This is a genomic window from Stenotrophomonas maltophilia, assembly GCF_002799245.1.
Classification (GTDB): domain Bacteria; phylum Pseudomonadota; class Gammaproteobacteria; order Xanthomonadales; family Xanthomonadaceae; genus Stenotrophomonas; species Stenotrophomonas maltophilia_S.
This window is the reverse complement of record NZ_NEQV01000008.1, coordinates 57,933-71,957: the sequence shown is the minus strand read 5'-3', so window position 1 is coordinate 71,957 and position 14,025 is coordinate 57,933. Positions and strand designations below refer to the sequence as shown.

The 14,025-nt window shown below is 67.5% G+C and carries 16 protein-coding genes and 2 tRNA genes; 7 read left to right on the top strand and 11 right to left on the bottom strand.

What is annotated here, in order from left to right; genetic code table 11:
• Nucleotides 1-23 precede the first annotated feature (23 nt).
• The gene (locus B9Y64_RS20090; RefSeq protein ID WP_100442152.1) at nt 24-449 is read left to right on the top strand and encodes a DUF2752 domain-containing protein; all 426 of its coding nucleotides are present in this window, start codon (nt 24-26) and stop codon (nt 447-449) included.
• Nucleotides 450-959: 510 nt separating this feature from the next.
• Here the strand turns inward: B9Y64_RS20090 and ampE are convergent.
• The 5 genes from ampE to B9Y64_RS20065 all read right to left on the bottom strand — a co-directional run bounded on the left by ampE (nt 960) and on the right by B9Y64_RS20065 (nt 4,655).
• Nucleotides 960-1,847, bottom strand: a complete 888-nt coding sequence (gene ampE, locus B9Y64_RS20085; RefSeq protein WP_100442151.1) for a regulatory signaling modulator protein AmpE — start codon at nt 1,845-1,847, stop codon at nt 960-962.
• A 146-nt stretch (nt 1,848-1,993) separates the two neighbouring features.
• Nucleotides 1,994-2,899, bottom strand: coding sequence for an NAD(+) diphosphatase (gene nudC, locus B9Y64_RS20080; RefSeq protein ID WP_100442150.1), 906 nt, complete (start codon nt 2,897-2,899; stop codon nt 1,994-1,996).
• 119 nt (nt 2,900-3,018) lie between these two features.
• Nucleotides 3,019-3,411, bottom strand: coding sequence for an iron-sulfur cluster insertion protein ErpA (gene erpA, locus B9Y64_RS20075; protein WP_005419789.1), 393 nt, complete (start codon nt 3,409-3,411; stop codon nt 3,019-3,021).
• 31 nt (nt 3,412-3,442) lie between these two features.
• The gene (locus B9Y64_RS20070; protein WP_100442149.1) at nt 3,443-3,907 is read right to left on the bottom strand and encodes a bactofilin family protein; all 465 of its coding nucleotides are present in this window, start codon (nt 3,905-3,907) and stop codon (nt 3,443-3,445) included.
• Between the two features lie 4 nt (nt 3,908-3,911).
• On the bottom strand, nt 3,912-4,655 hold the full coding sequence (locus tag B9Y64_RS20065) for a DUF6776 family protein (protein WP_100442148.1): 744 nt from the start codon (nt 4,653-4,655) through the stop codon (nt 3,912-3,914).
• Nucleotides 4,656-4,834: 179 nt separating this feature from the next.
• Between B9Y64_RS20065 and B9Y64_RS20060 the strand changes: the two genes are divergently transcribed.
• The 3 genes from B9Y64_RS20060 to B9Y64_RS20050 are packed head-to-tail and all read left to right on the top strand — an operon-like array spanning nt 4,835 to nt 9,694.
• Nucleotides 4,835-5,452, top strand: a complete 618-nt coding sequence (locus B9Y64_RS20060; RefSeq protein ID WP_100442147.1) for a DUF4126 domain-containing protein — start codon at nt 4,835-4,837, stop codon at nt 5,450-5,452.
• A gap of 44 nt (nt 5,453-5,496) precedes the next feature.
• Nucleotides 5,497-7,386 carry an EAL domain-containing protein gene (locus tag B9Y64_RS20055; protein WP_100442146.1) on the top strand — a complete coding sequence of 630 codons (1,890 nt, stop codon included), beginning with the start codon at nt 5,497-5,499 and terminating at the stop codon, nt 7,384-7,386.
• Between the two features lies 1 nt (nt 7,387).
• Nucleotides 7,388-9,694 (top strand): hybrid sensor histidine kinase/response regulator, encoded by a 2,307-nt coding sequence (locus tag B9Y64_RS20050; protein WP_100442145.1) that lies wholly within the window; start codon nt 7,388-7,390, stop codon nt 9,692-9,694.
• 1 nt (nt 9,695) lies between these two features.
• Here B9Y64_RS20050 and bfr read toward each other — a convergent pair whose 3' ends face one another.
• From bfr to B9Y64_RS20030, 4 genes are all read right to left on the bottom strand, one after another.
• Nucleotides 9,696-10,166, bottom strand: a complete 471-nt coding sequence (gene bfr / locus B9Y64_RS20045; protein ID WP_005419804.1) for a bacterioferritin — start codon at nt 10,164-10,166, stop codon at nt 9,696-9,698.
• 143 nt (nt 10,167-10,309) lie between these two features.
• Nucleotides 10,310-10,519 (bottom strand): (2Fe-2S)-binding protein, encoded by a 210-nt coding sequence (locus B9Y64_RS20040; protein ID WP_019336609.1) that lies wholly within the window; start codon nt 10,517-10,519, stop codon nt 10,310-10,312.
• 100 nt (nt 10,520-10,619) lie between these two features.
• On the bottom strand, nt 10,620-10,922 hold the full coding sequence (locus B9Y64_RS20035) for a hypothetical protein (protein ID WP_238379947.1): 303 nt from the start codon (nt 10,920-10,922) through the stop codon (nt 10,620-10,622).
• Nucleotides 10,922-11,545 (bottom strand): RNA pyrophosphohydrolase, encoded by a 624-nt coding sequence (locus B9Y64_RS20030; RefSeq protein ID WP_010482644.1) that lies wholly within the window; start codon nt 11,543-11,545, stop codon nt 10,922-10,924. Before B9Y64_RS20030 ends, B9Y64_RS20035 begins: the two co-directional genes overlap by 1 nt.
• A gap of 121 nt (nt 11,546-11,666) precedes the next feature.
• On the opposite strand from B9Y64_RS20030, the gene B9Y64_RS20025 reads away from it, so the two are divergent.
• Nucleotides 11,667-11,743: transfer RNA gene (locus B9Y64_RS20025), tRNA-Met, on the top strand.
• Between the two features lie 55 nt (nt 11,744-11,798).
• Nucleotides 11,799-11,873 (top strand) — tRNA-Gln (locus B9Y64_RS20020).
• Between the two features lie 475 nt (nt 11,874-12,348).
• Here the strand turns inward: B9Y64_RS20020 and rpsI are convergent.
• Both rpsI and rplM read right to left on the bottom strand, forming a co-directional pair.
• Nucleotides 12,349-12,741 (bottom strand): 30S ribosomal protein S9, encoded by a 393-nt coding sequence (gene rpsI, locus B9Y64_RS20015; RefSeq protein ID WP_005411311.1) that lies wholly within the window; start codon nt 12,739-12,741, stop codon nt 12,349-12,351.
• A gap of 2 nt (nt 12,742-12,743) precedes the next feature.
• A complete protein-coding gene (gene rplM, locus B9Y64_RS20010) occupies nt 12,744-13,172 on the bottom strand; it encodes a 50S ribosomal protein L13 (protein WP_005414692.1) in 429 nt (142 codons plus the stop codon).
• A gap of 196 nt (nt 13,173-13,368) precedes the next feature.
• On the opposite strand from rplM, the gene coq7 reads away from it, so the two are divergent.
• Nucleotides 13,369-14,013, top strand: coding sequence for a 2-polyprenyl-3-methyl-6-methoxy-1,4-benzoquinone monooxygenase (gene coq7, locus B9Y64_RS20005; protein WP_100442143.1), 645 nt, complete (start codon nt 13,369-13,371; stop codon nt 14,011-14,013).
• Nucleotides 14,014-14,025: the final 12 nt, after the last annotated feature.

Genomic DNA, 14,025 nt, shown 5'->3' with positions numbered 1-14,025 from the left:
CCCGCGCCGGATCCGTTGCTGCAATGTCCGCACTTCCCGCCCATTCCCGACTCGCCCGCTGGGCACCCCTGCTGGCTGCCGCCGGCCTGGCTGCGGGCGCCGCGGTCGTGCTGCGCAACGTCAATCCATATGTCGCCGGCAATCCCTTGCCGAGCTGCCCGCTGTACGCGCTGACCGGCATGTACTGCCCGGGCTGTGGCAGCACCCGCTGCCTGTATTCGCTGGTCCATTTCGACCTGCCTGGCGCGATGGCGATGAACCCGCTGCTGGTCATCAGCCTGCCCTTCCTGTTGCTGATGCTGCTGAACGTCGCCGGCATCCGGCCGCGCGTGCTCGACCCGCTGATGCGGGTACTGGCCAATCCCACGTTCTGGCTGTGGGTGTTGCCCGGCTATGCGCTGCTGCGCAACCTGCCGTGGGCACCGTTCACCGCGCTGGCACCGGTCTAGGTTTCCAGCCAACGGCGCAGCCCCTCGTGGTGGGCGGCGTTTGTCGATCATGGGGTTGGCCGGACGGGTGGGCTGCGCAGGGGTCGCTGCAAGTACGTCCATGCAAGCTCGGTCGCCGCATCCATGCGGCTCACGCCCCTGCGCAGCCCACCCGCCCGGCCACGGACAGTTTCCGTGCGCGTCCACCACGGAAAAGAAAGAGAAGATCAAAAGCGGAAGCGGAAGCGGATCGCTTCGCTCTGCATCCACGCACGGCGTGGATCTACCGTGTCGACCAAGGTCGACACCTACCGGCAATCGCAGTTGACCCACCGTCACCGGCAATCTGTCGGGGGTGGGGCGGTGTGGGGCTGCAGGACCGTTGGCGCCATGGATGGCGCCATCGAGCCCCCATTGACGGGTTTACGGCGTGTCCTGCAGCCCCATACCGCCCCGCCCAACCATCAGCAATCCAGAGCCGCCGTTGCTGTTGCCTCTGCAGGTGCAGGGCTGCAAGCCCTGCCAAAGCCACTACGTCACCCAGCCTGCAATTACCAGCAGCGCCAGCACGGCCAGCCACAACAGCAGCATCCGCCATACCAGGCTCATCGCATCACGCAGGTCCGGCAGCCGCTGCCACACCGGCAACAGCCCCGCCTCGGTGTAATCGTGCGCATCCTCGCGCAGCTCGGCATTGACGCTGGCCCGCGCCACCGCGCCCAGGAACCCGATATTGCCCGCCAGGCGTTCGCCATGCGCCTGGCGCCAGGCCTTCCACGCCGTGTCGAAGTTGCCCACCAGCGCCATCGAAAACGCCATCAGCTGCGCCACCGGCCACTCGATCAAGCCCAGCAGGCGCTGCGCCAGCGCCAGCGGCTCCACCGGCACGCGTGCACGCATCGGGCTTTCCGCCATCAGTGCCAGCAACCGGTAGCCCAGCGCACCGGCCGGACCCAGCAGCAGGAACCAGAACAGCACCGCGAACCAGCGCCGCAGCGCATTGAGCACGGTCGCTTCGACCAGCGACGGCACATCCTCACGCAGACTGCCGCCGGCCGCCTGCAGGTTGCGCACCGCGGCCTGCCGCGTCGCAGCGTCATCCGCGTCGATGATCGCCTCGATATCGCGATCCAGGTCGCGCGGACCCCAGCACCAGGCCAATACCGTCACCCCCAGCAGCAGCGACGGCAGGCCAAACAGTACACCGCGCAGCAGCCAGGCCAGCAGGCCCATCAGCAGCAGCGGCGGCAACAGCGCCAGCGCGACACCTGCCGGTCCCTGCCAGGCCCTGCCGCCACGCGCGTCCAGCCAGCCCAGCCATCGCCGGAAGCCGTCGAAACGGCGCAGCGAGGCGGCAGCGGCCGGGGCAACGTGGCCCAGGGCCAGCGCCACCAGCACGGCAGCCAGAGTGGTGAACATGGCAGGTCTCCCTACGAAACAGAACGCTCGGCGCCGCTACATTACCTGTCACAGCGGCGCCCTCGCTGGTGACCCGGACTGTAACCCGGGCCGTGTTCAGGTGGCGGCAATACAGCTACCACCGCCGGCCCAGCAGATGCGCCGACTCAGCCTCGCTGCTGGCGGTACCAGTGCTCGATCAGGCCCCGCGAGATCGAGATCGGCGGCGACAGGCGGATGCCCTGGCCATCGTCCTCCACATCGCGTGCCAGCGCAGCGCCGACCTCTTCGGCACTGAACCAGCGCGCGTCCTCCAGCTCGCCATCCACGGTCGGCAGGTCGTCCTGCGCCTGTGCACGGAAGCCGACCATCAGCGCGCCGGGGAACGGCCATGGTTGCGAACCGAGGTACTGGCAGGCGGTCACACGCACCCTGCTCTCCTCGTGGACTTCGCGCACCACGGTCTGCTCGAAGGTCTCGCCGGGTTCGACGAAGCCGGCCAGCACCGAATAACGACGCGGGGCCCAGTTCGACTGCCGGCCAAGCAGCAGCCGGCCCTGGTTTTCCACGGCGACGATCACCGCCGGGTCGACACGCGGATAGTGTTCGGTGGAGCACTGCGCGCAACGGCCGACGAAGCCGCCCCGGGCAAAGGCCACGGCGCCGCCGCACACGCCGCAGAAGCGCGTGCGCGAGTGCCAGTAGGACATGCCGCGGGCATAGCTGAAGGCGGTCGCATCCGCCACCGACCACAGCAATGCGGCCTGGCGAAGATCGAGACGGCGCGGTGCGCTGACGGTAACGCTGGCCGCTTCGACCGAGAACCACGCCTGCTCCCCGCGCAGGCCGAGGAAGATCGCGGCACCCGGGCCACCGCCGATGTCATCGCCGGTCAGCGCCAGTGGCTGGTCATCATCACCCGTGAAGGCGCTGCCATCGTGATCGAGGACGAGGATGCGCGCGCCCGGCCACAGGCGCGCCAGTGCATCGGCATCTTCGCGCAGGGCATCGGCGCGCTCCAACGGTTCGCCAACGAAGGCGAAACCGGAAAGCGGCGAAGGAATATTGGGCATCCGCCAAGCGTGCCGCCAATCGATGCAGGTGGCAACCCGCAGACTTTGCGCAAAGCAGCTGTGGGTGTGGAGCTTGCTCCACACACCTTGTCGCGCAGGGGGCAGGCCCCGCGCCCTGCTTACATGCTGAAGCTGCTGCCGCAGCCGCAGGTGGTCTTCGCGTTCGGGTTGCGGATCACGAACTGGGCACCGGTCAGGCTCTCGGTGTAGTCCACTTCCGCACCCATCAGGTACTGCAGGCTCAGCGGGTCGACCAGCAGGGTCACCCCGCTGGTCTGTACCGCCAGGTCATCCTCGGCACGGTTCTCGTCGAACTCGAACCCGTACTGGAAGCCCGAACAGCCGCCGCCCTCGATGTACACACGCAGGGCCAGGTCGGGGTTGCCCTCTTCCTGGATCAGGGATTTGACCTTGGCGGCCGCCGACTCGGTGAAGTTCAGCGGGCGCTCCAGCGATTGGTAATCGGGCGCGGCAACCGGGGTGGCGCCGGGCAGGGAGACTAGCGTGCTCATGGTGTCAGCATGGGGGCGCCGACGATGGCTTTCAAGCCATCGCCTCGGCCAGCTTGCGGCGTGCAGCGTTGTCGCCCTTGCCCCCATTGGCGTCGTCGCCTTCCGGTGCCGGCAGGGCCGCCATCGGGGCGCTGGCATGGATCAGGCGGCCGTTCAGCTGGGCTCCCGCATTCATCTCCACCACCTGGTAATGGACATTGCCATTGACCCGTGCGCTGGGGGTCAGCTCGACCTTCTCGGTGGCGTGTACATCGCCGTCCAGGCGGCCACTGATGACCACCACCTGGGCCCGGATCTCACCCTCGATCACGCCGTGCTCGGCAACCGTCAGGGTCGCGCCACTGGCGCCTTCGGCGGCAATCACCTTGCCGTGGATGCGGCCTTCCACATACAGGCCACCACTGAATTCCACATCACCGCGGATCACCACCTGGTTGCCGATCAGGGCATCCACCACCAGCTGGCCTTCACGGTTGGATTTGCTGCTTCCGAACATCTGCCTACTCCCCTTTGCTGGCCGGTGCGCCGGCCTGTTTCCAGTCGAATACCTGGGTGGTACCCCCCGTACCACTCCCCAATGTCACCCGCACGCGTTGCGGGGTGAAGTCAGCCGGCAGCATCACGCTGCCGGTGATCTGCTGGAAGTACCGGAACGAGTAATCCTGTCCCGGCACCTTGCTGCGCTGGTGCAGATCATCCCAGCTGATCGTGGCCAGCTTGCCGTTCTTCACGCCTTCCACGGTGAAGCGCATCTGCCCCTGGCTGATGGCACCGCGGTTGAGGTTCTGGGTCAGCACGGCGGTGTACTGCCAGGTGCCGGCCGCTTCCGGGCTGAACTCGATCGAATGGGTGTTCAGGCCCTTGCGCTGGCTGGTCGAGCCGACCAGGCGCTCGTAGAAGGCGACGTCGGCACGCAGGCCGGCGATTTCCTCATCACGCTCGGCCAGCGAGGATTGCACCTCGGTGTTGGCGGCGCGGCTGATGCGATCGGAGGCTTCCAGCGTGGCCTGCTTCTGGCGCAGTTCGGTCAGCTGCGCCTGCAGCGTCTCGGCACGCTTCTCGGCGGCCTGCAGGCGCTGGCCCTGCGCATCGCGGGGCGTGGCCATCCAGCAGCCGCCGAGCACCGCCAGCACCAGGCTGAGCAGCCAGATGCCGCCGATCACCAGCAGGCGGCGACGGTCGGCAGGCGGTTGCGGCGCGCCGGGCAGGCGGACCTGCACGCGCATGGGAGGACGGTTGGTCATGGGTGGTTTCCGGGGTATCGCGGGGGCGACACCGGTACGGCCCCTGTGGCAAACGACGGGCTAGTGTATGACAGGACGGGTGGGTTTCCTGCGCAGGGTCCTGCCACGGTCTGTGGTGTTCAGGCACGCCATCGTCGATAGTGTGGCCCCCTGCACAGTTCCGTCGCCGGAGCACCGCCATGACCGAAGCCCACCTGTTCGTGATCGGCATCCTGCTGGCCTGGCTGGCCGGCATCCGCGTCTACCTCACCGTGTTCGGCGTCGGCCTGGCCGGCCTGCTGGGCTGGGTCGACCTGCCACCGGCCCTGCAGGCCACCGAATCATGGTGGGTGCTGGGCACGTCGGCGGCGCTGGCCGTCGCCGAGTTCTTCGCCGACAAGATCCCCGGCGTGGACTCGGTCTGGGACCTGGTACAGACGCTCGCGCGCGTGCCTGCCGGCGCATTCCTCGCGGCGGCCACGCTGTCGCCGGATGGCCAGCTGGGCACCGGCGCACTCGCCGCCGGTGCCGGCGTCGCCCTGGCCAGCCATGGCCTGAAGGCCGGTACCCGCGCCCTGCTCAACACCTCGCCGGAACCGGCCAGCAACTGGGTCGCTTCTGCGGCCGAAGACACCGTGGTGATCGGTGGCCTGGCACTGGCGCTGGCGCACCCGTGGATCGCACTGGTGGTGGTGCTGGCCTGCAGCCTGGCCGGCGCCCTGCTGGTGTGGCTGGTCTGGCGCGCCCTGTGGAAGGGCGTGCGCTGGCTGGCGCGCGGTGCATCGGCATCACCGCCAGGGCACACCGGTACCGGTTGAGCGCCGGCCTTGTCGCATAATGGACGCGAACACCAGGAGCACCGATGGCCGCAAACGAATCCCCCGCGGGCGCCCGCCCGGGACGCGCTGAAACCCCTCCGGCCGACCATTGGCAACGCTGGGCCCCCGAGACGGCAAGTCCGGCGGTGACCGCGCCGATGGCTGCGCCGCTGCTGCCCGTCGCGGCCGACGCGTCTGCGCCGGCCAACAGTGCGCCGCCGCCGCTGCCCGGCCCGATCACACAGGCCGAAGCCGGCAACAACGATCTGGCCCCGCCGCCGTCGGACTCGCCCTACCGCGTGCTGATCGTTGAAGACGATCGTGCGCAGGCCCTGTTCGCGCAAAGCGTGCTGCACGGCGCCGGCATGCAGGCGATCGTGCACAACGATGCCGATGCCGCGCTGCAGGCGATCAGGGAGCACCGCCCCGACCTGATCCTGATGGACCTGCACCTGCCCGGGCTGGACGGCATGCGCCTGACCGCACTGATCCGCCAGCAGCCTGGCCTGCAACTGCTGCCCATCGTGTTCCTCAGCGGCGATCCGGACCCGGAGCGCCAGTTCGAAGTGCTCGACAGCGGCGCCGACGACTACCTGAGCAAGCCGATCCGGCCCCGCCACCTGATCGCGGCGGTGGCCAACCGCATCCGGCGCGCACGTGCCCAGGCCGCGACCCTGCCCGGCGCCACCGGCGCACCGGCCACCAGCAATCCGGAAACCGGACTGCCGACACGCCACCATGTGCTGCAGCAGCTCAACACCGCACTCGCCCACCGCGACCAGGGCGGCGTGCTCTTCATCGAAGTGGCCAGCGCGCTGGGCCTGCGCGAACGCTATGGCTATGCCGCGTTTGAACGGCTGATGGTGCAGGCCGGGCAGCGCCTGGCCGAAGCCGGCCATCCGCACCTGCTGGCACGCCTGAACGACAACAGCTTCCTGCTGCTGGCCCGCAACGCCGACGAGGACGCCCTCGAAAGCATCGCCGCCACCCTGCGCGAGCAGCTGTCGGCACGCGCCTTCGTGATCCGCGACGACGAATCCGTGCACCTGCGCGGCGTGGTCGGCTACGCGCCGCTGTCGCCGGGCTTCGAGGATGCCAACAGTGCGCTGGAAGCGGTCGAGCGCACGACCCTGCAGGCACGCCTGCTCAGCGCCGGCGTGGCCGGCCATGTGCACCGCCAGGCGGTCACCGAACAGGAACACCTGGCGTTGCTGGAAGGCCAGCTGGAACTGGCCTACCAGCCGATCGTCGCCGTCGCCGGCGGCAACACCGCGCAGTACCAGCTGCTGCTGCGCCTGCGCCAGGCCGATGGCACGGTGCTGGCCGCCGGCCAGGTCATCCCGGCGGCGGAAGCAGCGGGCCGCATTGCCGACCTCGACCAGCAGGTGATGGACCACGCGCTGGGCCTGCTGGATCTGTACCGGCACGCGACGCAGCCGCTGAACCTGTTCGTCTCGCAGTCGCTGCGCACCCTGCAGCGCGATGCCTTTGCCGACTGGCTGCTGGAATCGCTGCAGCAGCGTGACCTGCCCGGCAGTGCGCTGGTGATCGACGTCCGCCTGCCCGACGCACTGATCCACACCGTGCCGCTGCAGCAGTTCTGCCAGCGCATGGCCAGTGCCGGAGTGCGCTTCTGCCTGAGCCAGTTCGAACCCAGCGGCGAGGCCGATGCACTGCTGACCCAGCTGCCGCTGTCGTTCGTGCGGATGGCTGCGCGCTTCTCCAGCAGCCATTCCAATCCGGCCACGCGCGAGGAACTGCGCAAGGCGATCGAACAGGCCCACGCCGCCGGGCTGCAGATCATCGGCCAGCAGATCGAGGATCCGCAGGCTGCAGCGGCGATGTGGGTCGGCGGCGTCGACTACATCCAGGGCAACATGGTGCAGTCGGCCGGCAGCGACCTGAACTTCGACTTCCACAACGCGGTGCTCTGACGTGCCGCTGTGGGGCGTGCTGCTGGTTGCCCTTGCCGCGGCCGCCATCGTGCTGATGGTGCTGGGCCAGCGCCTGCGCACGCGCAACCATGCACTGGCGCAGCTGCAGCGCGCGCACAACGCGCTGGCCGCCGAACGCGACCAGTTGCGCCATACCACCGAGCGCCAGGGCCAGCTGGAACAACAGCTGCTGCAGGCCAAGCAGGCCGCCGAGGCGGCCGTGCTGGCCAAGGGCGAGTTCCTGGCTACGATGAGCCACGAGATCCGCACCCCGCTCAACGGCATCCTGCCGATGCTGGAACTGATCGCACGCGGCCCGCTGGGCGAGGACCAGCGGCAGATGCTGGCCACCGCCTCGGCCAGCTCGCAGCAGCTGCTGCGCATCGTCGACGACATCCTCGACTACTCCCGGCTGGAAGCACAGGCGCTGGAACTGGAAATCACCAGCTTCAACCTGCGCGATCTGCTCGACGGCGTGGTGCAGCTGATGCAGCGGGCCGCCGATTCCAAGGGCCTGGCCCTGGGCCTGCAACTGGACCCATCGGTGCGGCTGCCGGTGCGCGGCGACCCGGTGCGCCTGCGCCAGGTGCTGAGCAACCTGCTGGCCAACGCAATCAAGTTCACCGCCCGCGGCCAGGTGCAGCTGCGCGTGCTGCGCCTGGGCGAAGGTGCCGCGCAGCACCAGCTGCGCTTCGAGATCATCGATACCGGCATCGGCATCGACGACACGCTGCAGGCACGCCTGTTCCAGTCCTTCAGCCAGGCCGACGCATCCACCACCCGCCTCTACGGCGGCACCGGCCTGGGCCTGGCCATCTGCAAGCGCATCATCGACCTGATGCACGGCCATATCGGCGTGCAGTCCACGCCCGGACAGGGCGCTACGTTCTGGTTCGAGATCCCGCTGCTGAAGGTCCCTGGCGATCTGCCCGCAATGGCGCGCGCGCCGGCACCGCTGCTGCTGTTCAGTGCCGATGCAACGCTGCAGGCACGCATCGAGCGCATCGCCGCCCACCATGGGCTGCCGGTGCAGGTGCTGGCGCAGCTGGACAGCGTGGTCGAGCGCCTGCGCGCTCCCGCGCGGCCCGGGCAACCGGCACCGGCATGGCTGCTGGTCGATGCACGCGCACGCCGCAACGGCGAGGCCTCGCTGCAGCTGGCGCTGGGTGAACGCGGTGACGACGACGCACTGCAGGTGCTGTGGCTGCAGGATGATGCGCTTGCGCAACGCCCGCGCCAACGCCAGCTGCCCTCGCACTTCGACGATGCAGCCCTGCATGCACTGCTGGCTGTGCCGGTCGCCCGTGCCCGCCCCGCTGCGCTGCTGGCCAGCGCGGAGAACGAGCAACCGGCTGCCACGCTGCCGCCGCTGCATCTGCGTGTGCTGCTGGTGGAGGACAACACGGTCAACCGCATGGTGGCCGAGCAGCTGTTGCGGGGGTTCCAGTGCGAAGTGCGCAATGCGGCCGATGGCGAGCAGGCACTGGCCGCCCTGCGCGAAGGCAACGTGGACATCGTGCTGATGGATTGCCAGATGCCGGTGCTGGACGGCTACGCCGCCACCCGTCACTGGCGCGCCGAAGAAGCGGAAACCGGGCGTGCACGACTGCCGATCATCGCGATGACCGCCAATGCGATGGCCGGCGACCGCGAGCGCTGCCTGCAGACCGGCATGGACGATTACCTGTCCAAACCGATCGCGCGCACCGCGCTGCACGCGCTGTTGCAGCGCTGGGGTGGCGATGTGGCTGCATCAGCTGCACAGCCATCCATGGAGCCGAAGGCAGCGGCAGGAGCCGCTGGCAACCTCGCTTGCGATAGCGCGGAGGATGGCGGCCAGGACGACCGGCATCGCCATGCCCGGCAGGCGTCGCATTGCAGCGGCGCTCCAGCAGCCGGGCAGGGCTCGGCTCCACAGGGCGATGACAGCCGAGTCGGCTCTGCGCCGAAACCGGTACTCGACCGCGATGTGCTGGATGAACTGCACGCAGTGATCGGCGACGCCGCCACCCAGATCGTTACGGTCTTTCTTGAAGATGCGCCGGTGATGGTGCAGCAGTTGCAGCTGGCCGCACAGAACGCCGATGAACCGCGCATGCAGGCCGTTGCGCACAGCCTGAAATCATCGAGCGCGAACGTGGGAGCGTTGTCGCTGTCGGCGATCGCGCAGCGGATCGAGCACGAGGCCCGTAGTGGCAGCCTGCAGCGCCCCGCAGTGGCGGTGGCGCTGCTGGTTGCTGAATTCGCCCGCGCGCGCGTTGCACTGGCGGGCTACCTGGCACAGCATCGCGCCGGCCAGGGCGGCTGACTCACTCTTCCAGCTTGCTCAGCAGGTACTTCGGCTCGCCGATGCGCTCGATCAGGTCGAGCTGGGTTTCAAGCCAGTCGATGTGCTCTTCTTCCGAGTCGAGGATCTTCACGAACAGCTGGCGGCTGACGTAGTCGCCAACCGAATCGGAGTAGGCCACGGCCTCGCGCAGGGTGACCACGCCATCGCGTTCCAGCGACAGGTCGCACTGCAGGATCTCGGTCGGGTTCTCGCCGATGCGCAGCTTGCCCAGCGCCTGGAAGTTCGGCAGGCCTTCAAGGAACAGGATGCGGTCGGCGAGCATGTCGGCATGCTTCATCTCGTCGATCGATTCCTTGTACTCGTGTTCGGCCAGTTCCTTGATGCCCCAGTTCTTCAGCATCTTGGCGTGCAGGAAGTACTGGTTGATCGCGGTCAGCTCGTTGTAGAGGACCTTGTTGAGGAATTCGATGACCTTGGTGTCGCCCTTCATGGGGGTGCTCCTGCACGCTGAAAACGCAGGCACTTTAACGCCTTGCGTGCAGTCGTGAAGGAACGCGAATCGTGCGCATTGGCCTGCGCGGCCGCACGTGAAGGTTGCGAAAGCGCGGCGTCAACGCACCGCGAAAAAGGCGATCAGGCGACCTGGGCCAGGCCCAATACCGGCAGCGGCAGATCGTGGGTCGCACGTGCCTTGGCCAGCAGGTCGCCGGCCATGTCCAGGCAGGAACCGCAGGTGGCACCACACCCCGTACGCATGGTCAGCTCGGCCACCGTACTGACGCCATTGCTGGCGGCTTCGCGGATCTGGTGGTCGGTGACTCCGTTGCAGATGCAGACGTACACAGGCGGGAACCGGGCTGGCAGGCCAGAAGCGGCCTGTTGGCTATTCCAATGGAAACGAGAATGGTTGTCAATCAGAGACCTGAACCATTCTCGATACGGTTCAGGCTCCGATTGAACACAGCAGCGCCAGCACCGGCGTGCTGAAGAAGATGATCAGCCAGTGGAGGCCGCCGCCTGCCGCTCTCAGGCGCAGCAGGTAGTCCGCCAGGTACAGGGCACCGGCGCAGGTCGCCAGGGTGAGGCCCAAGCCCAGCGCAAGCGGCAGCCCTGCGATGTCGCCGAGCGCCACCACGCACATCGCCACCCAGGGCAGGCTGGCCAGCCGGACAGCCAGGCCCTGCTGGAAATACCCGGCGGGGGTGCGGTGTGACTGATCGGCCCGCGGTCTGCGCGGCCTCCGCATCAGACCGCCCCCGGCTCTCCCTTGGCCTTGCGCGGCCAATAGCCACCGCGCTTGGGCGTGCGCTTGCGGGGCCTGTCGTGGCCGGCCGCATGGCCCGGCATCCAGGCCTCGGCAGCGCTCTTGGGCATGGCGGTAACGCCCTGCCCGGCCACCCCGCGTGCCAACGGCGCCAGATGTCGCAGCGCGCGCGCATAGACGCCACGCTTGAACATCACCACGTGCTCCACCGGGTACCAGAAGTCCACCCAACGCCAGTGGTCGAATTCGGGCGAGTCGGTATGGTCCAGCTGCACATGCGATTCGTCACCGGTCAGGCGCAGCAGGAACCAGACCTGCTTCTGGCCGATGCAGACCTGCCGCTCATTGCGGCGGATCGCCCGCGCCGGCAGCTTGTAGCGCAGCCAGCCGGGCGTCGCCCCGAGCACTTCCACATGCTCAGGCAGCAGGCCGGTCTCTTCCTGCAGTTCACGATACATGGCCTCGACAGGCGTCTCGTCGGTGTTCATGCCACCCTGCGGGAACTGCCAGCCGTCCCGGCGCACACGTCGTGCCCAGAACACCTGGCCGTCCTGCCGCATCAGCACGATGCCGACGTTCGGTCGATAGCCGTCCGGATCGATCACGATGCGGACTCCTAAGAAAATCTACTGGCCGGGACTATCCCATGCCCTCTGTCGGCCCACAAGCACGGCACAAAAGTGTTGACAGGGTCGATACACATCCGCAGAATAGCGGGCTCACCAAGGCTATGTAGCTCAGCCGGTTAGAGCACAGCACTCATAATGCTGGGGTCGGTGGTTCGAGTCCACCCATAGCCACCACACTGAAAAACAAGTTGTTTTTCAATGTGAAAAGTGAGAAAATAGTTACACGTTTTGCCCCGTCGCCAAGCGGTAAGGCACCTGACTCTGACTCAGGCATTCGGTGGTTCGAATCCATCCGGGGCAGCCAAACAAAAAAGAAAAAAGCCTGATCGAAAGATCAGGCTTTTTTCTTTTTTGTTTGGTCACGCACTCCACCTCATCCCCGCGCCTGTCGGCGCACCCCCTTGAACATCAAGGGGGCTCCCCTCCAGAGAGAATGCGGCGCAGCCCAGGATCAGGCGACCCCATCCTCCGGCCACCATCGCACACCCGGAAGATCTGGCCTTTTGCGTTTAATCTGGTCACGCACTCCACCTCATCCCCGCGCCTGTCGGCGCACCCCCTTGAACATCAAGGGGGCTCCCCTGCAGGGAGAATGCGGCGCAGCCCAGGATCAGGCAGCCCTATCCTCCGGCCACCATCGCACATCTGGAGGAAAGCCCCCTTCTTGTTGAAGGAGGCGCGCCAACGGCGCGGGGATAAGGTGAAATACCTGTCCGCAAGCCCATAACGCAAAAAGCCCGGCCAAAGGCCGGGCTTTTTGTAGTTCTGGGCGCAGTGGATCAGCGCTTGGAGAACTGGGTGGCGCGGCGGGCCTTGTGCAGACCGACCTTCTTACGCTCGACTTCACGGGCGTCACGGGTCATGAAGCCCGCCTTGCGCAGCTCGGACTTCAGGGTTTCGTCGTACTCGACCAGAGCACGAGCGATGCCCAGACGGATCGCACCGGCCTGGCCGGTGGTGCCGCCGCCAGCGGCGGTGACCAGGATGTCGAAGCTTTCGGTGTTCTTGGTCAGCTCGAGCGGCTGGCGCACGATCATGCGCGCGGTCTCACGACCGAAGAACTCGTCCAGCGGACGACCGTTGACGGTGATGTTGCCCGAACCCTTGCGCAGGAACACGCGAGCGGTGGAGGACTTGCGGCGGCCAGTGCCGTAGTTTTGAGTGATAGCCATGATTAGATATCCAGAACCTGCGGCTGCTGTGCGGCGTGCGGATGCTCAGTGCCGGCGTAGACCTTGAGCTTGCGGTACATCTGGCGACCCAGCGGGCCCTTCGGCAGCATGCCCTTGACGGCGATCTCGATCACGCGCTCCGGGTGGCGCTCCAGCGCCTGGGCCAGGGACTCGGTCTTCAGGTTGCCGATGTAGCCGGTGAAACGGTGATACATCTTGTCCTGCAGCTTCTTGCCAGTGACGGCAATCTTTTCTGCATTGATGACGACCAGGTAGTCGCCGGTATCAACGTGGGGGGTGTAGACCGGCTTGTGCTTGCCGCGCAGACGGCGGGCCAGCTCGGTGGCGAGACGGCCCAGGGTCTTGCCCTCGGCGTCGACGAGGTACCAGTCGCGCTGGACGGTCTCGTTCTTGGCAGTGAAAGTGCTCATGAAGAACTCTAAGTTAGGTCGGGCTCATTGCGGCGAACGACTCGCCGGAACTCTGCCACGCGTTGTGAAAGGTGAAGCGTAAGAGGCGGGATTGTACGCAGGTCAAGGCCCCGGTGCAAGCCGGCCCTGACCCGGGTTGGCAGGGGGGCGGAGCCGGGCGAGAATCGAGGGGTCTTCCGCCCCACCGCGTACCGCCATGACCGTGCTCCGCCAGACCACACCGCTGGACCATCTGCTGACCGAGGCGCAGCGCGCCCTGGACACGGTGTTCGGCAACCCACCGGCGGCCCGCCCCTACCCGGCTGCGCAGACCGACGAGCCGGGCATGGACAGCGCCGAGCGCCGCCACGCGGCCGGCCTGATGCGGATCAACCACGTCGGCGAAGTCTGCGCACAGGGCCTGTATTTCGGCCAGGCGGCCGTGGCCCGCGACCCAGCCACGCGTGAACACCTGCTGGAAGCAGCCCAGGAAGAGACCGACCACCTGGCCTGGTGTGCGACCCGGCTGGGCGAGCTGGACAGCCGCCCGAGCCTGTTCAATCCGCTGTGGTACGCCGGCAGCTACACCATCGGCACCCTGGCCGGGCTGCGCGGCGACGGCTGGAACCTGGGTTTCGTGGTCGAAACCGAGCGCCAGGTGGAAGCCCATCTGGACGAGCACCTGGTCGACCTGCCGGCTGGCGACCTGCGCAGCCGCGCGGTCATCCAGGTGATGAAGGAAGACGAAGCCCGCCATGCGGAGCACGCCGAACAGGCCGGCGCACGCCGCCTGCCGTTCCCGATCCCGGGCGCGATGGCGCTGGCCTCCAGGGTGATGAAGACCATCGCCTACCGCATCTGAAAGGGGCGCCCC